Here is a 23,756-nt window from a genome sequence, read left to right as displayed (position 1 = left end):
CCTCGAAAACGCGGCAATGGCCCAAGGCGAGGTGTTCACCGTGGCCCGCCTGCGCTACGCCGGTGGGGGGGACTGGTATAACGATCCCTCTGCTATTCCGAACCTCCTCAAGTTTATCGGGGAACAAACCCCCGTGGCCGTGGCCAAGGACCAGGTGGTGGTCAGCATCATGGACGAGAAGCTTTTCTCGTACCCGGTGCTTTTTCTCACTGGCCATGGCCGGATTTCTTTCTCCCCGCAAGAGGTGGAGCGCCTGCGGACCTATCTTACGCACGGGGGATTTCTTTATGCGGATGACGACTATGGCATGGACAGCTACTTCCGCGCAGAGATGGCCAAGGTCTTCCCAGACAAGCGCTTTGTGGAGCTGCCGTTTAGCCATGAGATCTACCACATTCACTTTGACTTTCCCCAGGGGCTGCCTAAGATTCACGAGCACGATAGCAAGCCGCCGCAAGGGTTTGCTCTGTTCCACGAAGGGCGGATGGTAGTCTTCTATACGTATGAAACCAACATCTCCGACGGCTGGGTCGACCCAGAGGTGCACGGGGACCCTCCCGAGAAGCGGCTTGAGGCCCTGCAAATGGGCACCAACATCATGATCTACGCGTTAACGCACTGAAGCATATGCCCGATCTGGAACGGACATACGCCTCGCTGCGCGAGCGCCTGCGCGACTACCGCCAGCAGAAGAAACGCCAGGCTTTGGTGTGCGGCGCGGGGCTATGGGTGGGATTGGCCGCACCGGCAGTGCTTTTTGTCGCGACTTTGGAGGCGCTTTGGCCTCTCCCTGGCTACGTACGACTGGCGCTGACGCTTGTTCTGGGAGGGGCGCTGGCATTGGGCTTAGGCGTGCTTGTGTTGTGGAGGCTGGTCGATCTGCTCCTTCGGCGTAGCCACCCCGATGACCTCGCTGTGGCACGCCAAGTGGGCGCCCACTACCCGGATGTGGGAGACAGGCTGGCACACGCACTGGCAGTGTTTGGCAAGCGCTCAGATAACCCAGAGCGCTACTCCACGGAGCTCATGGGCGAGGCCCTGCGCCAGGTGGCGCGGGCCCTTGATGGCGAGCGATTTGCCGCCAAACTGGACTGGAGGCCGGCGCGACGGAGGGCACGGCGCGCAGGGATCATGGCGGGGCTGGTCCTGCTGCTCTTTGCCCTGTTTCATCAGCCGCTGGGCGGAGCAGCGGATCGCCTTGTCCACCCGCGTACAGCCTATGTGGTCGGGCCCGCGTCCACTCTTGCCGTGTCGCCGGGGAATGCGGAGGTGGTCCGCGGCCAGGACTTGGCAGTGAGCGTAAGAGTCAGCGGGCGTAAAGTCAGCCAGGCCACCATTGAATACCGGGGGGAGGGGTCGTCAGCTGCAAGTAGAAGACCCATGGCCCAGCTGAACCCAGAGGAGTTCGCCTACGAATTCAAGGCGCTCAGGGACACGCTGTTTTACCGCGTGCTGGCGGCCGGACTCAAGTCCCCTGAGTATCGCATCGCAGTTATCGAATTGCCCCTCGTACGCGCACTAAGGGTGTCGGTGCGTCCACCCGCCTATGCCGGGTTACCCACCCAGTTCCTGGACGAAAACGTGGGCGACGTGTTTGCTCTCAAGGGCTCCACAGTTACCCTCTGGGCTGCTGCCAACAAGCCCCTTAAGAAAGCTGCGATTGCAATAAAGGGGGCTAGGGCTATTCCCATGCGGGTTACCGGCTTGACGCTAGAAGGGGAGTTGGTGGTCCATGAAGAGACCTCCTACCACTTGGAGCTGGTAGACTATGCGGGCAGAGAGAACGAAAACCCGATCGAGTACAGGGTCACCGTGCTCCCGGACCGCGCGCCCTTTGTGCGCGTGCCCATACCGGGGATGGATGTGGATATTGGGGAGGACATGGTCTTGCCTCTTCTTGTGGAGGCGGAAGACGACTTTGGCATCTCCCAACTGATGCTCACCTATCGTGTTCTGCGGGGAAGCGACGCGCAGGAAATCGGCAAGGGTTCGGCTCCACTGCCGCTCCCCAGTGGTGCGGACAAAGTGCGTGTTGATTACGTCTGGGATCTGTCCGAGCTGAATCTGATTCCGGAGGACGTTGTCGTCTACTCGGCAGAGGCAAGGGACAACGATTCTGTCTCCGGTCCCAAGTCCGCGCGGAGCCCGGAGTATCGCGTCCGGTTTCCTTCGATCTATGAGATCTATCAAGAGGTGGCCCACGCGCAGGAGGAAGCCGCACAGCAGCTGGAGAGCGCATACGAGCAGAGCAAGGAGCTGAAGGAGCGCCTTGACAGGCTCGGCCAGCAGCTGAGAAGGGATCCCGACCTGGACTGGGGCGAGCGGAAGCAGGTCGAAGAGGCGCTTGAGGCGCGCCGGCGACTGGAAGAGGAGATACGCGAGCTCAGTAAACGCCTCGGCGACATGGTGGAGCGCATGGAGCGCAATGACCTGGTGACGCTGGAGACGCTCAAGAAGTACCAGGAGTTGCAGCGACTGTTCGAGGAGGTCGCCACGCCGGAGATGCGTCGCGCCATGGAGGAGTTGCAGCGTGCCCTCCGGGAGATCGACCCCAATCAGCTGCGTCAGGCGGTGGAGAAGTTCAGCCTCACACAAGAGGATTTCCTAAAATCACTGGAGCGCACCATTGCCCTGCTTAAGCGGCTCCAGATCGAGCAAAAGCTGGACGAGGCAGTGCGCCGGGCACAGGAGCTGGCGCAGCGGCAGATGGAGGTGGCAGAGAAGGCGTCGGAGCCCGGGGCACAGGGAGCGCAGCTGGCCGAACAGGAGCGGCGTCTGGCTCAAGAGGCCGAGGCCCTGAGCCAGCACGTGCGCGACCTATCGGGTGCGATGCGCGAATTTGCTGACATGCCGCATGCGGAGGTGGACCGCGCGGCCGCCATCATGGACTCGGCCGGTGTAGCGTCGCAGATGGAGGCGCTCAGCACTATGCTCCAGCAGCAAAAGATGTCTGGTGCACAGGCGGGCGCGCGCAACGCCGCTACCGTGTTGCAGCAGGTGGCATCAACGCTGCAAACAGCCCAGAAGGCCCTGACCGATAGCCAGCGTCAAGAGGTGTTGAAAGCGTTGCAGAAGACTTCGCACGACCTTGTGCAGCTTTCCCACCGCCAAGAGCAGCTGCTTGACGCTTCCGAACAAAGCCGGTCCGACAGTCCGCGCGTTCCAGAAATGGCGGAGGCACAGAACGACATGCGCACCGCGTTGGAGCGAGTTGCGGCGCAGCTCTACAGCCTGGCAAAGCGAACTTTCTACGTCTCCCCACAAATGGGTGCGGCGGTGGGCCGGGCCCACGATAACATGGTGCGTGCCGTAGCCGCTTTGGAACAACGAAACCTGGGCAGCGCCACCAGCGCACAGGCCGCGGCGATGAGTGCTCTCAACCAGGCCGTCCGAGAAGTCATGCGCAGTATGGAGGATGTGCGCTCGGCAAGCTCGGCCCTGGGATTCGACACCTTTCTGCAACGCCTTCAGAACATGGCTGGCGCCCAGGAGGGGATCAATCAGCAAACCATGGAACTTGGCCTTGGTGGCCAGTACAGCTTGGAGCAGCAGGCAGCTATGGCGCGATTGGCCGCGCAGCAAGAAGCCCTGCGCAAATCGCTGGAGCAGCTGCAACGCGAAATGGGCGGGCGCTCTGAGATCTTGGGCCGCCTCGACCAGGTGGCGAAAGACATGGAGGAAGTAGCCAAAGACCTATCCTCTCATCGCATCGACCAGCGCACCCTGGACCGCCAACGACGCATCTTGTCCCGATTGCTCGATAGCCAGCGCTCGGTCCGGGAACGGGACCTGAGCCCCAAGCGCCAGGCCCAAGCCGGGAAAAACGTGGTGCGCCCCAGTCCCGGGCCTTTGCCGCCCGACCTGGGCGCCCCCCAGAGGAGTCTGGCCGAGGACCTTCTCCGCGCCAAGAAAGAAGGCTACACCCCAGACTATCTTGAGCTCATCCGCCTTTACTTCGAGGCATTGGCCCGGCAGGAGAAGCCATGAGTGTTCGCGGCGCATGCACACTAGGATTGCTCGCCGTCTGCGCCTTGACCTGCGCTGCGTCGCAGCTACCAGATAGCCTGCGCCTGGCCTATGACTATGAGGCCATTGGACAGTTCGAGCGGGCGGCGCAAGTGTTTGCCTCGATGTACGCCAGGTCTCCCCAGCACATTGTGCTGTATCAAGGGCTGCGCCGAAACCTGATCCGCATTGGGAAGCTGGATGAATTGGAGGCGGTGATCAAGCGCCGCATGACCACCGGGGACCTCCAGGCGCAGGTGGATTGGGCTGACCTCCTCTATCGCAAGGGGCAGGAGCGAGAGGCATTCGCTCAGTGGCATCGCCTTCTACAGACGAACCCTCGCAACCTGAACGTTTACGAAATGGTGGCCACAAGCCTCAGGGAGAACGGGTTGCTGGAGGAGGCGGTTGCTGTGTACCAGCAGGCGCGGAAGGAAATGGGCAGACCCACCCTCTTTGCCCTGCAACTTGCCGACCTTTATGCAGCCCGCCTTAACTTCCGGGAGGCGACCAGGGAGAACCTTCTTTTCCTGCAGGATAACCCCCAGCAGTGGAGTGTGGTGCAGGCACGGGTGGGCTCGTACCTAAGCCCTGAATCCGCCGGTGAGATTGCTGGGGCGATTGAGCGGGAGCTGACCACCTCTCCTTACAAACTTGCGCTGCGGCGCATTCTGGGCTCTCTGTACGTGGCAAGCAGACAATGGACCCTGGCGTTCCAGAACTATGCGGAAATCGACCGGTTGGTAGCGGAGGCAGAACGTAACCGTGGCACGCTGGGTGGCGAGCTGTTTGGCTTTGCCGAAACGGCTCGCCAGGAAGGGGCGTATGAGGCGGCCGAGCAGGGCTATTCTCTTATCCTTACCCGGTATCCGGGCACCCCTTTGGCGCTTCGGGCCGAGTTCCAGCGTGCGATATTGCTCAAAGAGCAGGGGCGGTATCACGAGGCAATTGGTGGCTTCTTGTCCCTGGCAGAGCGTTTTCGACGTTCACGGGAGGGGTGTGCAGCGCTTCTGGAGGTGGGGGCCATCTACCTCAATGTGTTCCACGATCCCAAGGGGTGCGTGCAGACGGTCAACCGGGTGCTCAGCGAGTGTGGTTCGGGCAGCGATCAGGCCCGTGCATTGCTCCTTATGGGCGATGCGAAAGTGGCTGCGGGCGATCTGGCTGGCGCCGATGAGGCCTACCGCCATGCTCAGGCGCGAGGCGACGCGTCTACCGAAGCAGCGCTGTTCAAAATAGGCGAGCTTTCCTTCCTCAGCGGTAAGCTGGACAGCGCAGTTGCGGTCTTAGGCAGGCTCTGTTCATCGCCGAGGGGTTCGGGCGATGCCCCTGGCAAGATGGTGAACGATGCCTTGGAGCTTCTCCTCCTGATCAACGAGCATGGGGACCACCCTGATGAACTGGCCGTTTTGGCTCAGGCAACTCTGCTCCAGCGCCAGTGGCAGACCCACCGCGCGTTGGAGGTGCTGAAGGAGCTTGTGAACCGGCAACCCCCGCCCGCCATTGCGGATCAGGCGCTACTGCAGATGGCCAGCGTCTATGTCGCGGAGGGCCGCTACCAGGAGGCAGCTCAGGTATATCAGCGACTGTACGAGAGCTTTCCGGAAAGTCGACTGCGCGAGCTTGCTTTGAAACGGAAGGGGGAACTTCTCGAATCTCATTTGGCCGACGCGCAGTCCGCAGCCAAGGTCTATGAGGAGCTGCTGGTGAAATTTCCCTCTAGCGTCTATTTGGAAGAGGTGCGAAAACGACTTCGTGCGCTGGACGCTCAGCGCAGGGCAACAAGGGATAAATGAGAAAGGTGGGCGTATGGTAAGGACCTTTTACCTCAAGCACATCAAAGCGGAGGAAGCCTTAGAGAGGGTGCACGCATTGGGCGTTTTGGATTACAACATCAACTGGGGCGTGGACGTGGACAAGAAGCTCAATGCCATCTCATTCCGCGTCAAGTATGAGGCCGGAGGTAACGCTGCGGAGATGGAGGCGCGCGCCCTTCAGGAGATCGAGGACTTTCTCAAGGGCATCGACCTAGAAAAGCCGCCGCGGTGACATCCTCGCGAGCGAGGCGCATTGTATCGGTCAACATGATGAGAGCTACACCCCACGCTAATTCAGGTCTCTTTCCGGGAGGGGAGACCCAGCCCCATCCCGTGTTCGGAGGGGCCGCACTCGGTATCGTGGCTTTGTGCGCGGCGATTCTCCTTGCGGGCGGTCTGGTCTCAGACGCTCTGGCGCAGCGGATTCTCGTCCCTATGGACCTCACGCAGACTGACCACCTCAAGGCGTACGGCGTGGCCTACTGGACGCTCGAACAGGGAATCGACGTGGAGTGGCTGCTCAACTACAGGGGCGGTTCGTTCCTCATGGCAGAAGAGCCCCTCATCGAACGAGAGCTGCGGGTACGGGGGGTCAGCTTCGTGCATCTGGACGCGGCTGCAGTGAGCGCAGTCTATAGCACCATCGAGCAGGAGAACATGGAGGTGGTGCTGCTGGAAAAGGCCCCTGCCATTGCCATTTACGCTCCTCCCAAAGAGACGATGTGGGACGACGCGGTGATGCTGGCCCTGGAATACGCCGAGGTGCCTTTCACGGTAGTCTGGGACGCCGAGATCTTGCGCGGGGATTTGGAGAAGTATGACTGGCTGCACTTGCACCACGAAGACTTCACCGGCCAGTTCGGAAAGTTCTATGCCAATTATCGCAATGCACCCTGGTATCAGGAAGAGGTGGCGCTCAACCGCGAGATGGCGCAGAAGCTGGGTTTTGCCAAAGTCTCCGAGCTGAAGCGGGCAGTGGCTCTGGCCATAAAGGACTACATGCTGCGCGGGGGGTTCGTGTTCGCCATGTGCTCGGCCACGGACACATATGACATTGCCTTAGCCGCCCAATACACGGACATCGTCGACGCCGTGTTTGACGGGGATCCGCCCGCGCAGGATTGTCAAGAGCGCCTCGATTACACGCAGTGCGTGGCGTTTGAGGGGTTTCGCGTGGAACCCAATCCTCTCATCTACGAGTACTCAGATATCGACATTCCGCCCAGCTATGCCCCGCTGTTGCGCAGCGCGGAGAGTGACTACTTCACCCTGTTTGACTTTTCCGCCAAGTATGACCCCGTTCCTTGCATGCTCACGCAAAACCACGTCTCCATCGTCAAGGGCTTCATGGGGCAGACCACGGGCTTCAAGAGGAGCCTGGTCAAGAAGTCGGTGACCATCCTGGCCGAGGCCGAAGGGACGGAGCAGGTGAAATACATCCACGGCAACGTGGGCCGGGGCACCTTTACGTTTCTTGGGGGGCACGATCCGGAGGACTACCAGCATCTGGTGGGCGACCCTCCCACACAATTGGCTCTCCACAAGAATTCACCTGGCTACAGGCTGATTCTCAATAACATTCTGTTTCCTGCAGCAAAGCAACGGAAGAGGAAGACCTGATGGCGGAGATGCACCGGTTCTCTTTGCGCACGAGCACGCGCTGCGAGCTCGTGAACATTGACGCTCAGGTTCAGGGGGCGGTGACGGCAAGTGGGGTGCGCGACGGTATTTGCGTGGTGTTTGTGCCGCACACCACGGCAGGGGTCACCATCAATGAGAACGCGGACCCTGATGTGCGCCGCGATATTGTGGCGGAGCTGGACAAAGTAATCCCGCTGGCGGACAATTACCATCACTTGGAGGGCAACGCCGCGGCGCACATCAAGGCGACCTTGGTGGGCTCATCGGTTACCGTCATGGTGCAGGGAGGGCGCCTGGCTCTGGGCACCTGGCAGTCGCTTTTTTTCTGCGAGTTTGATGGCCCGCGGACCAGGCAGGTGTGGGTGAGAATCCTAGCAGGTTGAGGCGGGGCGTGCGCATCAGCGAAATAGGCGAATTTGGCCTCATTGCGCGCCTCAAGGCCATTTGCGGTGAGCCCCGCGCCGACGTGGTGGTGGGCATCGACGACGATGCGGCTGCTTTCCGCGCCCCTGAGGGGGAGTTGGAGGTGGTCACCACTGATGCGCTGGTGGAGGGCGTGCATTTTCTCTGGGACTACTTCTCGCCATACCAGCTCGGCTGGCGGAGCATGGCCGCAAATCTCAGCGACATGGCCGCCATGGCTGCCGAGCCACAATTTGCCGTCGTCTCCGTCGCGTTGCCACCATCGATGAGCGTCGAGGCCGTAGAGGATATGTATCGGGGGATGGTCGACCTCGCAGGGCGTTATGGGGTGGGAATCGTCGGGGGCGACACCACCACTTCGCCCCGCGGGATGTTCTTAAGCATCACCGTGATTGGGAAGGCGCCGGCGAACAGGCTGGTCAGGCGGGCGGGCGCGCGCGTGGGGGATGCGCTCTTTGTGACCGGCTACCTTGGCCAGTCACACGCGGGACTGATGGTGCTTTCCACCCCTACACGTTTTGCGAAGCAGGAGTTCCCCTCAGTGGTGCAAAGGCACCTCCAGCCGATGCCGCGAGTGGAGGAAGCAATCTTCCTGCGCGAGCACGTGAACCTGAGCAGCATGATCGATGTCAGCGACGGATTGGCGTCGGAGGTGCGGCACCTTTCTCGTCTCGGTGGCGTGGGGGCCGTGATAGTGGAGGAAGCAATCCCCGTGTCCCCCGAGGCACGCAGGGTAGCGGCGGCAATGGGACATGACGCACGCGACTATGCGCTGGGTGGAGGAGAGGACTTTGAGCTCCTTTTCACCGCGCGGAAGGAAGAAGTTGAACGGATACTCCCAAGGTTTGAGGAACGATTCGGGCTTGCTCTGACCGCGGTAGGAGAAATCCTGCCGGCGCATCAGGGCGTCAAGTTATACCTTGCGGACGGCCACCTCCAGGCTCTCCCGGTGGCGGGGTGGAACCACTTTGCCGGAAAGAGGCACTGTAGGAGGGGGCGCGACAGTGGCAGCTGAGAAGAATCGCCCCCGAATAGTGGTGGCAGTTGGTGACCCGCGTGGTGGCAATGGACTAGCCGCCTTGCAGGTGGCTGCAGACCGCGACGTCGCAAGGGTGTGCCGCGTGCTCCTTGCAGGCGATTTTGGTGCGCTCACGGCGGCGGCGCGACAGGCGGGCATACGGGTTCAGCTTCGGCGCATAGCGCTGGACGAACCCGGAGAGGATGTGCCTGGTTCGGTGGAGGTGATCGATCGTCTGAAGCACCCCCTCTTGCCGCGGGCCGCTGGCAAGGCTAGTCGAGCTGGAGAGCGTATTGTGGAGGACCTCGACGCCGCGCTGCAAATGTTGCTCTATCGATGGGCCGACGGAGTGGTGGTAGCGCCTGTGGATATGGACGCCGTTCGCGCCGCAGGGTTTAGCTACACACACCTTGCCTCTCTCCTCGCCGAATGGCTGCGGCTGGATTCGGCAGTGGCCCTCTCACCTGTGCCGGGATGTACCTACCTGAGCGTTGCGGAGCCCGTCCCAGGCGCTTTGCTGCTGATCGGAGTGGAGGAACGGCCCAGCGAAAGGGGGCTACGCGGGGTAATGAAGGAGGCTGTAGAGGTTGCAGCTGCCCTGGTCGGTGCCAAGGCGTGAGACAGTGCCATACGCGCGCCTGGCCGAAATATACGACTACGTGATGCGTCACGTGGACTATCACCTATGGGCCGAGCACATCGATCTGCTCCTCACCCGAGCCCGTATTCCCCGCGGTCCCCTGCTGGAGATGGCGGCAGGGAGTGGTTCCTTGAGTTGGCACTTGCGGCGGTTGGGTTGGGCGCCAGTGCTTTGCGATCTGAGCCCTCAGATGTTGCGTCAGGCTGCGGCCAAGTTTCGCCAACGTGGCGTATCGGTGCCCATGTGGGTCGCCGACATGTGCCACATTGCGACGCTCCGGCGCTTCCCCGCGGCAGTGTGCGTGTACGACAGCATGAACTACCTTCTCTGCCCCGAAGACTGGGCACTCATGTTGCAGGGCACCGCCGACTGCCTGGAGGAATCCGGCGTGCTGGTGTTTGATGTATGCACCGCGCTCAACTCGCGGCGCAACTTTCGCCACTACCGTGAGCGGGAGAGTGGCCCCGGCTTTACTTACACGCGAAAAAGCCGTTACGTGGATGCTATTCAATTGCAGATCAACCAGTTCGACATCGAACTTGCCAGCGCCCCTGGTGTGGTGTTCAGGGAGACTCATAGGCAGCGCATCTACTCGCTGCGGGAAGTGGAGGCCATGGTGGAGGCGAGCCCTTTCTTTGTGGAGGCGAGCCACTGCGACTTTTCTCTCAAACCGGGCAGTGAGCAGTGCGAACGAGTGCACTTTGTGCTGCGCCGGCGCGGGTCTGCCTAGTCACTTAGAGAGGAACGGGGATGATCCATCTGCGAAACGTGCGTATGGTTTATCCGGAGGGGGGAGGCGTAGAGTGCGTGAACCTGGACGTGCACAATGGGGAGTTTGTCTTCTTGGTGGGGCCTAGTGGCGCCGGCAAGAGCACGGTGTTGAAGCTCATTTACATGGAGGAGCGACCGCAAGAGGGGGTGGTGATGGTGGACAAGTTCGATTCTCTGCATATGCGGCGCCGGGACCTCCCTTATCTGCGGCGCTTGCTCGGCATTGTGTTTCAGGATTTTCGCCTCCTGCCGGATCGCAATGTCTTTGACAACGTTGCCTTTGCCCTCCGAGTCACAGGGGCAGGGAGAAAAGAAATCAAGCGCCGCGTGCTGCGTGCGCTGGCCGAGGTGGGGTTGAGCCACAAACGCAACCGCATGCCTCACGAGCTTTCCGGGGGTGAGCAGCAGCGCGTGGCGATCGCCCGCGCCCTGGTCAACGAGCCCCTGGCCATCCTCGCCGATGAGCCAACCGGCAATCTGGACCCAGACACCGCGCAAGAAGTGCTCTGGCTTCTGGAGAAGATCAATCTGAAGGGCACGGCGGTGCTCATGGCCACCCACAACTACGCCTTGGTGGAGAGAGCAGGCAAGCGCGTTGTGCGTATCGAAGGAGGGAGGACATTGTGAGGGGGCTCCTCTACAGCATTCGTGAGGGGATCGAAGGGTTTCGGCGCGCCCCGCTATCCAGTCTCCTTTCGGTGTCGACGGTGGCCCTGGCACTGACACTGTTGGGAGTTTTCATGGCCGTCAGCCTCAATCTGAGTCGTTTGGCGGCCCAGATCCAGCGGCGTATGACCTTCGAGGTTTTTTTGGATGAGACGCTCTCCCCCTCGGCCACTGCAGCCCTGGAGCAGCAGATCAAGGCTATCCCTGGTGTTGGTCTGGTGGAGTACGTGTCCAAAGAGGCAGCTGTCAAGGCTATCCAGGACGAATTCGGCCCTGAAGTGTTGGAGATGCTGGGCGAAAACCCGCTTCCAGCCTCATTCCGAGTTGCACTGGCCCCGCAGGGTCGGGGCACCGCGTTGGCAGAGGCGGTGGCTGCGCAGCTGCGAGGGCTGAAGGGGGTGAGCGAAGTGGTCTATCGCGCCGAGCTATTCCAGCTCCTGGACCGCTACCTTAAGCTGGCAATGACCATCGACGTGGTAGTGGGTGTGGGGTTGGCATGTGGCGCGATCCTTGTTATTTTCAACACCATCAGGCTGATTATCCACGCAAAAGAGCAAAACATTGAGATCATGAAACTGGTGGGGGCGACGCCAAGTTTTATCCGTAGGCCCTTCTTGGTGGAAGGAATCCTGCAGGGTGGGGCAGGCGGCGCCCTGGCTGCGCTCGCAGTCTGGCTGCTGGCTCGAGTGGTCGCACTGGAGGCCCCGCGCCTTATAGTTCTGCCGCACGTCTTCTACCTTGCTCTGTGGTGTGCAGGGATGGCCTTAGGGTGGTTGGGGAGCTTGGTGGCGGTGCGACGACTGGTGAAGTATTGACGCTTCCTCTTTTTGCTTGACAATGGGACAGGAGATTCATATATTACAATGACAAGCAGAGGTTGAAGTGGGGTTTTATTATTCGAACTGGTTTGCCATGACTGAATTGACACCGCGAGAAGAACAGGTGTTTCGCTACGTGGTGCGGAGCTTCATCCAGAACGCCAGGCCCGTGGGGTCCCGCTATGTGGCCAAGCAGTGCGGCATGGATGTGAGCGCGGCCACTATTCGCAACGTCATGGCGGACCTCGAGGAGAAGGGCCTGATCACTCATCCGCACACGTCGGCCGGGCGCGTGCCCACGGATAGGGGCTATCGCTACTACGTCGATACCCTGATGCAAGTGGATGACCTCACGCCTCAGGAGCGGGAGGACATTCTGAGGAAGCTGTCCACACCCTCGGCGGACGTGGAGCAGATTCTGGAGAGCTCTTCGCGCGTTCTCGGCCACATTTCCAAATTGTTGGGCGTGGTGCTGGCCCCCCGCTTTTACCAGGGGATTTTTGACCGGCTCGACCTAGTGGAGATTGCAGACAAGCGCATCCTGGTCATAATCCGGGTCAAGTCCGGGTTAGTCAAGACCATCCTCATGGAGATCAGCAGTAACCTCTCCAGGGAGCGGCTCGAGGAGACGGCGCGTGTCCTGAACGAGCGCCTCCATGGGCTGAGTCTGCTAGAGATCAAGCGGTCCATTGACAAGCGGATGAGCGATATCTCGTCAGGCTCCCCGGAGTTAGTGCGTCTGATAGTAGGCTCGGCCGAGTCGGTCTTTGATGTGGAAGGAGGGGCTCACTTCTATGTGAGCGGCACGGGCAACATCCTTTCTCAGCCCGAGTTTATCAATCATGAGCAGATGAGCAAGATTTTGCAGCTGCTTGACCAGAAGCATGTGCTCATCCAGGTGCTAAACGAGCAGGGCAAGAAAGAAGGTGTGTCGATTATCATCGGGGAGGAAAACCGCGAAGAGCTCATGCGCACCTGCAGCCTGATTACGGCCACCTACAACCTCGGGGACGTGACCGGGACGTTGGGCGTCATTGGCCCGACGCGGATGCAGTATGCCAAGGTGATCGCATTGGTGGACTATATGGCGCAGGTCTTGCGCGAGCTAATTCGCGAGCGCCAGGTGATCTGATTGCGGCGAACCGTGGTTCAGCGATAGATTCAAAAGATGGCAGAGGAGACGCGTCTTACCGAAGGCGGGAGTGGGATAGCTCAGGAAAAGCAAGCTGAGGCAGCGCCGCGGCGCGTGGCGCGGGCTTCGGTGAAGGCGCTGCGGGCGGAGGTAGAAAGTCTGAAGCAGCAGCTGGCCGAGTGCAATGACCGGTTTCTCCGCAAAGCCGCCGAGCTTGACAACTACAAGAAGAGGGTGCAACGGGAGTTGGCGGAGGTGGTGGTCAATGCCAATGCAGAGTTGGTCCGGGCGTTGCTTCCCATCCTCGATGACCTGGAGCGTGCCGTGCAGCAAGAGCCTGCCGCGGCTTCCTTTGAGCAATTCCGGGAAGGGGTGCGCCTGATTTGGGGAAAGATGCTTCGCGTACTCGAAGAACGAGGGTTGGTCGCCATTCAGGCCCTGGGCCAACCGTTTGACCCGGAGCGCCATGAGGCGTTGATGCAAACAGAAAGCGAGGGCGCGCCTGCCAATACGGTGGTGGTGGAACACCAGCGCGGATACGAGTTCCAGGGGCGCATCTTGCGCCCTGCCAAGGTGGTAGTGAGCAAGTAGCACCTTATCGAGGCCTGAGCGCCACAACGACCGCCGGAAACGGCAGTGCGGCAGATGGAGAAACGCGACTATTATGAAATCCTGGAAGTTCCTCGGGACGCCACTGAGGAGGAAATCAAGAAGGCGTATCGCCGCATGGCGATGAAGTATCACCCCGATCGGAACCCAGGAGATAAGGAGGCGGAGGAGCGCTTCAAAGAGGCGGCAGAGGCGTACGAGGTTCTGCGCGACCCCGAGAAGAGGCGACGCTATGACCTTTATGGCCACGAGGGGGTCAAGGCTGGGTACGAAGGGTTTGGCGGCTTTGGCTTCGATTTGAGTGATGCCCTCCGTGTATTCATGTCGGCGGGGTTCGGCGGGTTTGCGGACCTCTTCGGCATGGGTGAGGGAAGGCAACGCGGGCCGGAGCGCGGATCCGACCTCCAGATCAGGTTGCGGCTCGATCTGGAGGAAATCGCCACTGGGGTGACGAAGAAGCTGAAGCTCAAGCGGCTGGTGCGATGTAAAGGCTGTGGTGGCAGCGGGGCGCACCCTGACTCACCGCCTACCACGTGCCCGCTGTGTCACGGCACAGGGCAGGTGCGCCAGGCGACTCGCTCCATCTTTGGGTCTTTCCTCAATATCACCACGTGTTCCCGGTGCGAAGGCCGGGGGGAGGTCATTACCCGTCCCTGTCCTGAGTGCAACGGGAGCGGCAGGGTGCAGGCGGAGCAGACGATCGAGGTCCAGGTGCCCGCAGGCGTGGCCACGGGCAACTACCTCACGTTGCGCCACGAGGGAAACGCCGGTCCCTTGGGCGGTCCTCCAGGGGATCTCATCGTGATCATCGAGGAGAACGAACATCGCTATTTCGAGCGCCACGGCGACGACATCCTTTATCACTTGCCCATCAGCTTTGTGCAGGCCGCCTTGGGGGACGAAGTGGAAGTGCCCACGCTCAACGGCAGGGTCCAGCTGCAGATCGACCCGGGGACTCAGTCAGGCAAGATTCTGCGGATGCGGGGAAAGGGTATCCCACATCTTCACGGTCATGGCCGCGGGGACCAGCTGGTGCGCATCGTCGTCTGGACGCCCACAAAGCTCAACACACGCGAGCGAGAGCTCCTGGCTGCATTGAAGGAATCGGAGAACCTAAGGCCACCTGTGGATTCGCCCGAGTTCCGGGAGAAGGTGAAGAAGGCGTTTCGATGACATGGGGTCGATTGTCCTCTCCAAGCAGGAGCGGCGAATGCTGCTCTTTCTGCTTGTCGCTCTTGCCGTGGGCGCGGGGGTGGACCTTTACAAGCGCCAGCACGGAGAACGCTGGGATGCCTCGGAGGCGTTGGCTTATAAAGACTCGTTGCGTCGCGAGTTTGTCGCGCGGGCGAGCGAGCTGCATGACTATGGCGTCCAGGCTCCTTTCCATCCCGACACGCATCGGGCGCCAACAGACGTCATTACCCGGCCGCGGCCGGGACGGGTAAACATTAACCTCGCGACGGCGACGGAGTTGCAGCGCCTCCCCCACGTGGGGCCAGTCCTCGCGGGCAGGATTGTGGCGTACAGAGAGCAGCACGGACCGTTCAAGCGCGTGGAAGACCTAAGGAAAGTAAAGGGCATTGGGGAAAAGACCCTGGCGAGAATTCGACCTTATCTGACAATCGACTAGAGTGGTAACGTACCCAATTATTGGCGGAGGAACAATGGCCGAGGAAAAGGCGAGAGGCTCTATACTGTACCAACTGCTCATCGTCGTCCTGATCGCAGGGCTGGTGGGCACTCTTCTCTACCCGAAAAAGCTCTGGAAGGAGGAGGAGCAGAATACCGCGCTCTGTCGCCAGCGGATGGAACATCTACTCCGGGCGGAGTTGTTGTACATAAGCGCCTTCAACACCTACACCGATAGCATCCCCAAGCTCATTGAGTTTGTCAAGGGCGATCCCACCGGTGGGCGCTTGCAGGAGTACAAAACTATCGACTCCCTGCTGGCGGTCGATGCTATTAACGCCATTCGCGATCTGGGCCCGAAGGAAGAGTTAGTCAGCGCCGTAAAGGCCGCAGTGGCCAAACTGCCACAGGATCGAGAGCTGGTGGACTTTCTCTCGCTGGAGCGCCTCCAGCAGCGATATTCCAAGCTGCCGTTAGAGGCTATGATCGGCAAGTGGTACGTGGTGCCCGACAGCGCATTGGTGGACACTTTGCGCGTGCCGATCGCGGTGGCAGAGGTGGTGAGCAAGGGCGCTCCGCTGGTGAATAACCGCGACATCGTTAACATCCTGTGGTTTGTGGCCACAGAACATTTGGACCTGGAACAGCCGCAACGCTGGGTACTACAGGTCCTGGAGCACAGCCCGCGCCTCTTGGCCATAAGCGACTCGGTGGCCTCGGCCACTTTGGCAACCTTCGCACTCTGTCCCACCAGTCTGGAATCTATCCGCGTTGCTGTGATCGATACCGCAGTGGTCAAGTCGGTGAACATTAGCTGTCCTATCGACTCGCAATACATCGAAAAGGTCAAAAAGGACTTTTTGCGCTTCCGTATCGGCGGATTACGCATCGAGAACCACGGGCGTATCGAGGGCGGGGAACGGAATTGGGCCTCCAAGAGGTAAGCGGCTCACTCATGCGCTGGGGAGAAAGTTGAACGCACCAGACGACGTCTTCGTGGGGATATCCATTGCCGGCAGTGAGCTCACTACAGTAGAAATGCGGCCCCAGGAGGAGCCGCCCCTGATCACGGCAATGGACAGGGTATCCCTGGCCTCATCGATAGAGCTGTCCACACTGCGTGATGGAGGCGCCAAGGATGCTCTGGTGGCGGCGCTCCAAGCGGTGCTCCGTTCGGAGGGAAAACCGACCCGGGCAGCGGTGGCTATCAATGACCGCCTGGCATTTATCAAATGCCTGCCCGTTGACCGAGGCTTGGGAAAAGACGAGCTTGCTGAACACGTACGATGGGAAGTCGAGCAGCTGCTCGTCGCCAGAGGGAATGAGTATGTAGTGGATTCCTCTTGCGTCCCCGTGGTCGACGAGGCACATGATAGGTTAGTTCTGGTGGCCATTCGCAAGCCCATTATTGAGCTTCTAAAGCAAGTGGCACAGGAAGCAGGGGTCCGTTTGGCCGCAGTCGATTTGGATCTTTTTGCTGGCCTGCGGGCGGCCGTCTACAACCACCAGTTAGTCCAAGCCAACGCCACCGGTCTTCTTCGGCTCTCCCCCTTTGGGGCTACACTGATGGTGCTGCGCCGAGGAGAACTGTACGACATGTGCGAGGCCCCGCTGCCCAGTGGCGGTGAGTCCGACCCGGGCACCTGGGATGACACCCGTGCGCGTGAGCTGTGGGAGGAGCTGCGCAGGCGCAGCGGAAATGGCCAAATCGATCGGTTGTTGGTGTATGGGGCGCCTGTGCCAGTGGCGTTTGTTGCCAAGCTGCGGCCGCAGTGTGCGGTGCCTGTGAATGTCATCGATCCTATTAAACGTTTGCAGCTAGCACCAGCTCTCGGTGGTACCGAAGCACCCTTTTCCGGAGCTAGTCTTGTCGCGGCCATTGGGGCAGCGCTCCGGAGTGTGCCGCGGTCACGCGGTTAAAGGGAGGAATCGACCATGGTCGACATCAACCTTTTGGGGGAAGAGGAAGCCCCAGAGTCGGGTCGCTCGGGCGGTGATTACGAACCCTATCGTTTCGAGGAACCCGGCGGCGACACAGCGGGGAGCTCGCCCCAGTGGACAGAAACATCCGAGGGCCAGCACGAGTTCGAGGAGATCGAGAAACGTCGTCCCCGGGCGCCCTGGGTCCTTCTGTTCCTTATTGTGGCGGTGACGGCAGCCGTGATCTTCCTGGTCTGGCGACCCTTTGGCCGTCGCCCGGCGCCGGTGCCCCCCCCTGCCGAGGTGCCTGATACCACCCTCGCGCGCCCATCATCCGAGCTTGCCGCGGTCACCTTGCCACAGCGCATCGAGAACCTTCTGACGAGCCTGCCTCAAGAGGCGACATTTAGGTCTTTCTCCTATACGAGCGGTATGTTCTATCTTGAACTGGAGGGGGGGGCGCCGGCGGAGGTGCAAGGTTTCGCGGACGGGCTGAAGGGCACCGTGGCAGAGAGAACCACGGTCCGGCAACGGGGCGCCCGTGCCCTGGTAGTGGGGAGTATTGAAGCGCCGGAGGGGTCGGGACAACTGTTTGGGCTTAAGCCCCTCTCCTCCGAAGCCCTTGGCCAATTGGTTCGTGCCACGGCGGACTCCGTGGGTCTGCGCTTGATTCGACTCGCTCAGGAGCAACGCACTAAACTTGATGAAACGTATCACACGCCTTTCCAGCTAATGCTGGAGGGACGCCTGGCTGCAGCTCAGGAGTTCTTGCATCAATTGAACGATGCAGGTGTGGCCCTGCAGGTGACCAAGTTGGTGATCACGCCACTCGCGCCCGGACAAAAGGAAAAAGCCGTGCGCATGGTGGTGCATTTTGACCTTTTGGAGTCGTCGTAGCCAAGAGCAGGCGGGTGCGCGGGGGCAGGCAGCACTCGGCGCCATTCCGCCTACTGTGACGGTGCCCGTGCGGCTTCGTGGTCGCCAGCCGGCTCGCGAGGAAGGCAGGGCACCTTTTTTTGGCATGCGAGAGCCCTCGTGCGTGTGGTAGCAGGTCGTTTTCGGGGTCGCCTCCTGCGGACGGTGCGCGGACAGGGTGTGCGCCCCACCTCTGGCCGGGTCAGAACCACCATCTTTGATGTGCTCGGCCCCACCGTGCAGGGGGCGCGAGTGCTGGACTTGTTTGCCGGGACCGGTGCCTTGGGAATCGAAGCCCTCAGCAGAGGTGCTTCCAAGGCCGTCTTTGTCGAACGCTCCCGGCGGGTCCTCATGGCCCTGGAACAGAACCTGCGGGCACTAGGCCTCACCCAGCAGGACGCCGAGGCTTTGTGCGCCGAAGCCCTGAGCTATCTGCGCAGATGGCAAGGCCCAGAGCCGTTCGACATCATCTTTGCCGATCCCCCCTACGACTTCGTGGGGTACCAGGCGCTGTTGGCGCTCGTCGCCCACAACAGGGTCCTCGCCCCCGCGGGACTGGTAGTATTGGAGTACCGAACTGGCACTGTGCTGCCGTCCCGCATAGGTCAACTACGGTTGACGAAGAGCAAGACGTTTGGGACTACGTCAGTTTCCTGGTTCACGCTGCCCAGGGAGGACCATGAAGACGGTGATCTATCCAGGGACGTTTGACCCCATTACCAACGGCCATGTGGACATAATCGAACGCGCCGCCGGGCTCTTCGACCACGTCATCGTGGCAATCGCGCACAATATGCAGAAGACGCCCCTCTTTTCTGTGGAAGAGAGAAGGCAAATGATCGTGACCGCTACGCAACACTTGGCAAATGTGGAGGTGGACAGTTTTGGCGGGCTGCTGGTGGAGTATGCGCGGCGCAGAGGAGCACAGGCCATCATCCGTGGGCTCCGGGCAGTGTCAGATTTTGAGTACGAGTTCCAGATGGCCCTGATGAACCGCCGCCTGGCGCGCGAGATTGTCACCGTGTTTCTGATGCCCAATGAGAAGTACACCTATCTTAACTCTTCGATCGTCAAAGAGGTGGCTCGGTGCGGAGGTGACGTCTCCGCATTCGTGCCTGGATTTGTGAACACCAAACTACAGGAGCGGTTTAGGACCCATGGACCTGATTGCAGAGATCAGAGCAAAGGCACACCGGCGGATTCGGACCATTGTACTCCCTGAAGGGGAGGAGCCGCGCGTCATTCAGGCGGCGCAGATTCTGCATCGCGATCAGTTGGCCAAGGCGATTCTGTTGGGCAACCAAGAGCGCATTCTGGCCAAGGCAAAGGAGCTGCAGGTGAACCTGGACGGCGTCCAGGTTATCGATCCGTCGCGCAGCGAGCGTTTGCAAGCGTTTGCCCAAACCTATTTTGAGCTCCGCAAACACAAGGGGGTGACGGCAGAGCAAGCCTTGGAGATCGTGAAGAACCCCCTGTTTTTTGGCGCAATGATGGTGCGGGAAGGGTTGGCCGATGGCAGCGTGGCTGGCTCGGTGAACACCACGGGAGACGTGCTGCGGGCAGCCCTTCATTGCATTGGCACCGCCCCTGGGATCTCTATTGTCTCGAGCTGCTTTGAAATGGTCATCCCTCCAGACGGGCGTGTGCTGACCTTTGCGGACTGCGCGGTGGTGCCGGCGCCTACACCCGAGCAGCTGGCCGACATCGCCATTGCCTCTGCTGCCACGCACCGCGCCCTGACCGGCGAAGAGCCGATAGTGGCCATGCTTTCATTTTCCACCAAGGGGAGCGCCCAGCACGAGATGGTAGACAAAGTGCGCCAGGCAGTGGCGATCGCGCGGAGCAAGGCGCCCAATCTCCAGCTCGACGGAGAGCTCCAGGCGGATGCAGCCTTGGTGGAGGCGATCGGCAAGCGAAAAGCGCCCGACAGCCCGGTGGCAGGAAAGGCAAACGTGCTGATCTTCCCGGACCTCAATGCCGGCAACATCGCCTACAAGCTGGTCGAGCGACTGGGGAAGGCGCGCGCAGTAGGCCCAGTGATCCAGGGCCTGGCAAAGCCAGCGAACGATCTGTCGCGTGGCTGTAGCGTCGACGACATCGTGGACGTGGTGTGCATCATCAGCCTAATGTCCTGACCCACGCATGCTGTCTGAGGAGTACCTGACACCTCTCACGTGATTTTCTCCCCGCACTCGCACCCATCCATCGAGAGGGGCATGAGACTGGCGGGAGGGCCAGTGCAATCCGTGGGCCTAAACAGCGACGTGGTCGCCAATGGCCGCCGCTTTCACGTGCAGACCAATTTCCAGCCGGACACGGGGGAGTTGACGGCCTCTGTGTTCGAAGACGGGCGATTGGTAGAGCGCCTGGTTCGCCGGAAAGCGACCACCCTGACGCTCGAAGAACTGCAGGCGGAGGTCGCAGGCCTGCACCAGGAGGCCAGCGAGCGCATCCAGCAGCTCTTCCTCCTGCACGAGCGCCTGCACAAGCTTGGCCATGCGCCGTCCCATAATCGCCTGGGGTTGGCATTGCTGCGACGGGGGTTCTACGAAGAGGCGCGCCAGCAGTTCGAGCAGGCCATCGCGCTGGAGCAGAACGAGCCTGATTACCACAAGAATCTGGGGGACGTCTACCTTGCGCAGCGCCGTTACTCCAAGGCGGTGGAGTGCTACCGCGCAAGTCTGGCGTTGGGCCCGCATTACGCCGATGTACACACGGCCCTGGGCCGGGCCTATCTGGAGCTGGGGAGAGTGGAGGATGCTCTCGCTCACTTGCGCCAAGCGATTGTTCTCAACAACAAGTTTGGCCGGGCGCATCTCGAGCTCGCGCTTGCTCTGTTGCAGAAGATGATCAAACGGAAGGAGGTGCCCTCCCCGGCCAAGCTCGACGAGGTGGCCGGTCACCTGCGCCAGGCTTTGCGCTATCACGGCGGCGATTCAGAACGGCTCACCGAAGCTCTCCACGCCTTGCAGCGAGGCGCATTCCCGCAGGCCCTGGAGTTCATGCGTCTGGCAGGTATGGGCAGGACAGTCGATTCGCCCACGGTCAGAGAACAGGAGCTCCTGCTGAGGTTGATCACGGAAAGTAGCGGCGAGGAGGTAGCTGCAGTTGACGAATTGGTAGGTGAGCTTGAACGCCTCACTGCGCAGCACGAAGGATACGCAGATCTTCACAACAGCTTGGGAGTGGCCTATCTGATTCAAGGGCGCAATCTGTTGCTGCGCGCCGCGGCGGAGTTCAAGAAGGCACTGCGCATCAACCCACGCTTTCAGACCGCCAAGCGGAATCTGCGCCTGGTGGAAAACGACGGGCGCGGACTTCTCATCCTCTTGCGCACGCTCCTTAAGTAATCGCTGTCTGATTTCCGCTGGGTCGCGTAGCCGAAAACTGGCCATCAGTTACTCCTGCAGCGCGGTCCAGGTCCGGACAAGAGCCTCGGCGGCGCAGGAGCATTGGCAAGACGGCCACAAACCTTTACCGCCCGCTGAAAGACCAGGGGTTTGTGGTATGCTCTTTGCACTGAAAAAAAGACGTTGCAGGAGCCACTGGTTAGAGGTGTACAGGCTCTTTTTCTGTGCCGAATTGAGACATTTTCACTATCGAGGACCATAGAATGCGCTGGAAGTCCCTGCTCTATTGCGGAGTGCTCCTGATTTGTGGGTTTGGCGCAGTTCAAGCGCAGAGTCGAGAGAGCCTCGCGCTTGTCTCAGGGCGTCCAGGGGGCATGTGCGTATATGAACTGCGCTTTGTGACGCCAGACACCTTGCTGCCTGAGGCGGCGCTTGAGCTGGTCCTGCCACGCCCGTTCGACGTCTCGAGGGTGCAACTTGCTTCTTCGGACGTCATCAAGGGCGGGTTCGCGGTGCATGTCTCAACGGACACCGTGCGTATCGTTCGTTCAGGGCGGGGACCTACGGTTGAACCGGGCGTTGCAGTTGACCTCAAGGTAGCGGCGGTGGGCGCCCCGAAGGCGATGCCAGCCGGAGCCATGGCCACGGTGCGCATCTTTCCGCGCGGGAAACACGCGTCCCACCTTGTGCTCGTGCCTGTGACGAACGATACCACCAGGGTGATACGCTGAGGACGGACAGAGTGCGACAATTATGACAACCCAGAGAGCAAAAATCCTTGTTTTACTCTTGCTCGGTGGGATCTTCGTCGGGTTTGCCCCGGTCGGAGTGGCGGGCACCATTTCTCCTCTCAAAGTAACATTGATGGATTCCTCCGCGGGCACCGCCACCATTTGCCAGCTGGACTTTGGGTTTCCGGGGACGTTACCAAAAGACGGACGGATTGTGATCACCTTCCCGGCAGGCTTTTCCGTTGCCGGGGTCGTCATGGCGGCTTCACCAAATGGGTCTGTTGACGGCGGGTTCCAGGTGACCACAGTACCGGCTACGCGTACCGTCACCGTAACGCGCGACGGCACCGGTTCAGTCATAATGGGCTATGCAAGCGCCCGGATCAGTGTGGCGCTGGTGACGAACGCCACGACCCCGGGAAGCTACACTTTGACCCTGGAGACCAGGGATGGCTCCGGCATTACAATTGATGGTCCCAGTACCTCTTCACCCTTCCAGGTGATCTCAGGAGCGTTGCATCATTTCGTTGTTTCTGGGGTCCCTTCGGCCGTCACCGCCGGTTCCTCCTTCCCTAGTTCCGTGACCGTTACGGCGAAGGATGCATTCAACAACACGGTCACGAACTATGCCGGCACAGTCACCTGGTCGAGCAGTGATCCCCGCGCGGGGTTGCCCGCTGGCGGGGGAGGGTTTACCGGTGGCCAGAAAACTTTCAGCGGCTCCGACTTTGTACTTCGCACAGCCGGTGCGCAGACGGTGACGGTGACGGATGTGACGGCGGGGGTGTCGCAGCAATCTGGGGCGATCCAGGTGAATGCGGGGCCCATCGCCAGCTTTACCTTGAGTGCGGGGTTGAGCCAGGTGGCGGGCGTGCCATTTGCGTTGTCGGTGACCGGTGCGGTTGACAGCGAGGGGAATCCGGCTTCGGGCACGGTGGTGGTGAGTGTTGCCAGTGGTGGGGGGAGTTCGCCGAACGGTACCTTGCCGACGTTGAGTAATATAACGGTGGCCAATGGGAGCGGCAGTGCGAATCAGACCCTGGTGAGGGCGGTGGGGACAGAGCTTCAGGGGGCAGTAGGCATGGTCGTTCGCAGCACGGGGACGATCACGGTGTTGCCGGGGGCGCTGGGTTCATTCACGCTCACGGGGTACCCGTCGGCGGTGACTGCCGGGAGTAGTTTTGGTGCCAACAACGTGACGGTGGCGGCCTATGATCTTTACGGCAATTTGAAGACGAATTACACTGGCCAGGTTTATTTCACCTCGACTGATGCCAATGCCATACTTCCGTACACGCCGAGCAGTCGCTACACTTTCACGCTGGGGGATGCGGGCGTACACAGTTTTGCGGGGACGGGCTTTGTGCTGCGGACTGCGGGGGCGCAGACGGTGACGGTGACGGATGCGGCGGCGGGGGTATCGCAGCAGTCTGGGGCGATTCAGGTGAATGCGGGGGCAATAGCCAACTTTAGCCTGAGTGCGGGGTTGAGCCAGGTGGCGGGTGTGCCATTTGCGTTGTCGGTGACCGGTGCGGTTGACAGCGAGGGGAATCCGGCTTCGGGCACAGTGGTGGTGAGTGTTGCCAGTGGCGGGGGAAATTCGCCGAACGGTACCTCGCCGACGCTGAGTAATATAACCGTGGCCAATGGGAGTGGCAGTGCGAATCAGAC

Annotated in this window: 24 protein-coding genes; all 24 read left to right on the top strand. The window is 60.7% G+C overall.

Annotated features, from left to right (window positions below; translation table 11 throughout):
• Positions 1–16: 16 nt before the first annotated feature.
• Positions 17–622 carry a DUF4159 domain-containing protein gene (locus ONB25_05480; protein MDZ7392345.1) on the top strand — a complete coding sequence of 202 codons (606 nt, stop codon included), beginning with the start codon at positions 17–19 and terminating at the stop codon, positions 620–622.
• A 5-nt stretch (positions 623–627) separates the two neighbouring features.
• A complete protein-coding gene (locus tag ONB25_05475) occupies positions 628–3,987 on the top strand; it encodes a hypothetical protein (protein ID MDZ7392344.1) in 3,360 nt (1,119 codons plus the stop codon).
• Complete coding sequence (locus ONB25_05470) at positions 3,984–5,801, top strand: tetratricopeptide repeat protein (protein MDZ7392343.1); 1,818 nt, start codon at positions 3,984–3,986, stop codon at positions 5,799–5,801. The genes ONB25_05475 and ONB25_05470 overlap by 4 nt, the downstream gene beginning before the upstream one ends.
• 13 nt (positions 5,802–5,814) lie before the next feature.
• A complete protein-coding gene (locus ONB25_05465) occupies positions 5,815–6,054 on the top strand; it encodes a hypothetical protein (GenBank protein ID MDZ7392342.1) in 240 nt (79 codons plus the stop codon).
• Positions 6,055–6,257: 203 nt separating this feature from the next.
• Positions 6,258–7,442: an asparagine synthetase B gene (locus ONB25_05460; protein ID MDZ7392341.1), complete on the top strand. Its 1,185-nt coding sequence runs from the start codon at positions 6,258–6,260 to the stop codon at positions 7,440–7,442.
• An 8-nt stretch (positions 7,443–7,450) separates the two neighbouring features.
• Positions 7,451–7,846, top strand: a complete 396-nt coding sequence (locus tag ONB25_05455) for a secondary thiamine-phosphate synthase enzyme YjbQ (protein MDZ7392340.1) — start codon at positions 7,451–7,453, stop codon at positions 7,844–7,846.
• An 8-nt stretch (positions 7,847–7,854) separates the two neighbouring features.
• Positions 7,855–8,901, top strand: coding sequence for a thiamine-phosphate kinase (gene thiL / locus ONB25_05450; GenBank protein MDZ7392339.1), 1,047 nt, complete (start codon positions 7,855–7,857; stop codon positions 8,899–8,901).
• Complete coding sequence (locus tag ONB25_05445) at positions 8,891–9,523, top strand: 4-hydroxythreonine-4-phosphate dehydrogenase PdxA (protein ID MDZ7392338.1); 633 nt, start codon at positions 8,891–8,893, stop codon at positions 9,521–9,523. Before thiL ends, ONB25_05445 begins: the two co-directional genes overlap by 11 nt.
• A complete protein-coding gene (locus ONB25_05440) occupies positions 9,492–10,274 on the top strand; it encodes a class I SAM-dependent methyltransferase (GenBank protein ID MDZ7392337.1) in 783 nt (260 codons plus the stop codon). Before ONB25_05445 ends, ONB25_05440 begins: the two co-directional genes overlap by 32 nt.
• Positions 10,275–10,294: 20 nt before the next feature.
• Positions 10,295–10,942: a cell division ATP-binding protein FtsE gene (gene ftsE, locus ONB25_05435; GenBank protein MDZ7392336.1), complete on the top strand. Its 648-nt coding sequence runs from the start codon at positions 10,295–10,297 to the stop codon at positions 10,940–10,942.
• The gene (locus tag ONB25_05430; protein ID MDZ7392335.1) at positions 10,939–11,796 is read left to right on the top strand and encodes an ABC transporter permease; all 858 of its coding nucleotides are present in this window, start codon (positions 10,939–10,941) and stop codon (positions 11,794–11,796) included. The genes ftsE and ONB25_05430 overlap by 4 nt, the downstream gene beginning before the upstream one ends.
• Positions 11,797–11,893: 97 nt before the next feature.
• Positions 11,894–12,931, top strand: coding sequence for a heat-inducible transcriptional repressor HrcA (gene hrcA, locus ONB25_05425; protein MDZ7392334.1), 1,038 nt, complete (start codon positions 11,894–11,896; stop codon positions 12,929–12,931).
• 36 nt (positions 12,932–12,967) lie between these two features.
• Positions 12,968–13,522 (top strand): nucleotide exchange factor GrpE, encoded by a 555-nt coding sequence (gene grpE, locus ONB25_05420; GenBank protein MDZ7392333.1) that lies wholly within the window; start codon positions 12,968–12,970, stop codon positions 13,520–13,522.
• A gap of 54 nt (positions 13,523–13,576) precedes the next feature.
• Complete coding sequence (gene dnaJ, locus ONB25_05415) at positions 13,577–14,713, top strand: molecular chaperone DnaJ (protein MDZ7392332.1); 1,137 nt, start codon at positions 13,577–13,579, stop codon at positions 14,711–14,713.
• A 1-nt stretch (position 14,714) separates the two neighbouring features.
• A complete protein-coding gene (locus ONB25_05410; protein ID MDZ7392331.1) occupies positions 14,715–15,170 on the top strand; it encodes a helix-hairpin-helix domain-containing protein in 456 nt (151 codons plus the stop codon).
• 34 nt (positions 15,171–15,204) lie between these two features.
• Positions 15,205–16,113: a hypothetical protein gene (locus ONB25_05405; protein MDZ7392330.1), complete on the top strand. Its 909-nt coding sequence runs from the start codon at positions 15,205–15,207 to the stop codon at positions 16,111–16,113.
• A gap of 28 nt (positions 16,114–16,141) precedes the next feature.
• Positions 16,142–17,089: a pilus assembly protein PilM gene (gene pilM / locus ONB25_05400; protein MDZ7392329.1), complete on the top strand. Its 948-nt coding sequence runs from the start codon at positions 16,142–16,144 to the stop codon at positions 17,087–17,089.
• A 15-nt stretch (positions 17,090–17,104) separates the two neighbouring features.
• A complete protein-coding gene (locus tag ONB25_05395) occupies positions 17,105–17,986 on the top strand; it encodes a hypothetical protein (protein MDZ7392328.1) in 882 nt (293 codons plus the stop codon).
• Between the two features lie 138 nt (positions 17,987–18,124).
• The gene (gene rsmD / locus ONB25_05390) at positions 18,125–18,715 is read left to right on the top strand and encodes a 16S rRNA (guanine(966)-N(2))-methyltransferase RsmD (protein ID MDZ7392327.1); all 591 of its coding nucleotides are present in this window, start codon (positions 18,125–18,127) and stop codon (positions 18,713–18,715) included.
• Positions 18,684–19,226 (top strand): pantetheine-phosphate adenylyltransferase, encoded by a 543-nt coding sequence (gene coaD / locus ONB25_05385; protein MDZ7392326.1) that lies wholly within the window; start codon positions 18,684–18,686, stop codon positions 19,224–19,226. The genes rsmD and coaD overlap by 32 nt, the downstream gene beginning before the upstream one ends.
• Positions 19,162–20,139: a phosphate acetyltransferase gene (gene pta / locus ONB25_05380; protein MDZ7392325.1), complete on the top strand. Its 978-nt coding sequence runs from the start codon at positions 19,162–19,164 to the stop codon at positions 20,137–20,139. Before coaD ends, pta begins: the two co-directional genes overlap by 65 nt.
• Positions 20,140–20,220: 81 nt before the next feature.
• Entirely contained in the window at positions 20,221–21,354 is a 1,134-nt protein-coding gene (locus ONB25_05375; GenBank protein ID MDZ7392324.1) for a tetratricopeptide repeat protein, read from the top strand.
• Positions 21,355–21,617: 263 nt separating this feature from the next.
• Positions 21,618–22,085, top strand: coding sequence for a hypothetical protein (locus tag ONB25_05370; protein MDZ7392323.1), 468 nt, complete (start codon positions 21,618–21,620; stop codon positions 22,083–22,085).
• 22 nt (positions 22,086–22,107) lie between these two features.
• Positions 22,108–23,756: hypothetical protein (locus ONB25_05365; protein MDZ7392322.1), on the top strand; the 1,649-nt coding region annotated here is incomplete at its 3' end.

Source organism: candidate division KSB1 bacterium, from assembly GCA_034506335.1.
Lineage (GTDB): Bacteria > Zhuqueibacterota > Zhuqueibacteria > JANLFK01 > Oleimicrobiaceae > Oleimicrobium.
Note: the sequence above shows the minus strand (reverse complement) of the source record. Positions and strands in the feature narration are given on the sequence as shown.

What these genes read in the sequence shown, in the direction of transcription:
- ONB25_05470 (MDZ7392343.1), top strand. Translation starts at nt 3,984, where the DNA reads ATGAGTGTTCGCGGCGCATGCACACTAGGATTGCTCGCCGTCTGCGCC.
- hrcA (MDZ7392334.1), top strand. Translation starts at nt 11,894, where the DNA reads ATGACTGAATTGACACCGCGAGAAGAACAGGTGTTTCGCTACGTGGTG.
- ONB25_05460 (MDZ7392341.1), top strand. Translation starts at nt 6,258, where the DNA reads ATGGACCTCACGCAGACTGACCACCTCAAGGCGTACGGCGTGGCCTAC.
- ftsE (MDZ7392336.1), top strand. Translation starts at nt 10,295, where the DNA reads ATGATCCATCTGCGAAACGTGCGTATGGTTTATCCGGAGGGGGGAGGC.
- coaD (MDZ7392326.1), top strand. Translation starts at nt 18,684, where the DNA reads ATGAAGACGGTGATCTATCCAGGGACGTTTGACCCCATTACCAACGGC.
- ONB25_05455 (MDZ7392340.1), top strand. Translation starts at nt 7,451, where the DNA reads ATGCACCGGTTCTCTTTGCGCACGAGCACGCGCTGCGAGCTCGTGAAC.
- ONB25_05405 (MDZ7392330.1), top strand. Translation starts at nt 15,205, where the DNA reads ATGGCCGAGGAAAAGGCGAGAGGCTCTATACTGTACCAACTGCTCATC.
- ONB25_05370 (MDZ7392323.1), top strand. Translation starts at nt 21,618, where the DNA reads ATGCGCTGGAAGTCCCTGCTCTATTGCGGAGTGCTCCTGATTTGTGGG.
- pta (MDZ7392325.1), top strand. Translation starts at nt 19,162, where the DNA reads ATGGACCTGATTGCAGAGATCAGAGCAAAGGCACACCGGCGGATTCGG.
- grpE (MDZ7392333.1), top strand. Translation starts at nt 12,968, where the DNA reads ATGGCAGAGGAGACGCGTCTTACCGAAGGCGGGAGTGGGATAGCTCAG.
- ONB25_05475 (MDZ7392344.1), top strand. Translation starts at nt 628, where the DNA reads ATGCCCGATCTGGAACGGACATACGCCTCGCTGCGCGAGCGCCTGCGC.
- ONB25_05410 (MDZ7392331.1), top strand. Translation starts at nt 14,715, where the DNA reads ATGGGGTCGATTGTCCTCTCCAAGCAGGAGCGGCGAATGCTGCTCTTT.
- ONB25_05395 (MDZ7392328.1), top strand. Translation starts at nt 17,105, where the DNA reads ATGGTCGACATCAACCTTTTGGGGGAAGAGGAAGCCCCAGAGTCGGGT.
- ONB25_05480 (MDZ7392345.1), top strand. Translation starts at nt 17, where the DNA reads ATGGCCCAAGGCGAGGTGTTCACCGTGGCCCGCCTGCGCTACGCCGGT.
- ONB25_05465 (MDZ7392342.1), top strand. Translation starts at nt 5,815, where the DNA reads ATGGTAAGGACCTTTTACCTCAAGCACATCAAAGCGGAGGAAGCCTTA.
- dnaJ (MDZ7392332.1), top strand. Translation starts at nt 13,577, where the DNA reads ATGGAGAAACGCGACTATTATGAAATCCTGGAAGTTCCTCGGGACGCC.
- ONB25_05375 (MDZ7392324.1), top strand. Translation starts at nt 20,221, where the DNA reads ATGAGACTGGCGGGAGGGCCAGTGCAATCCGTGGGCCTAAACAGCGAC.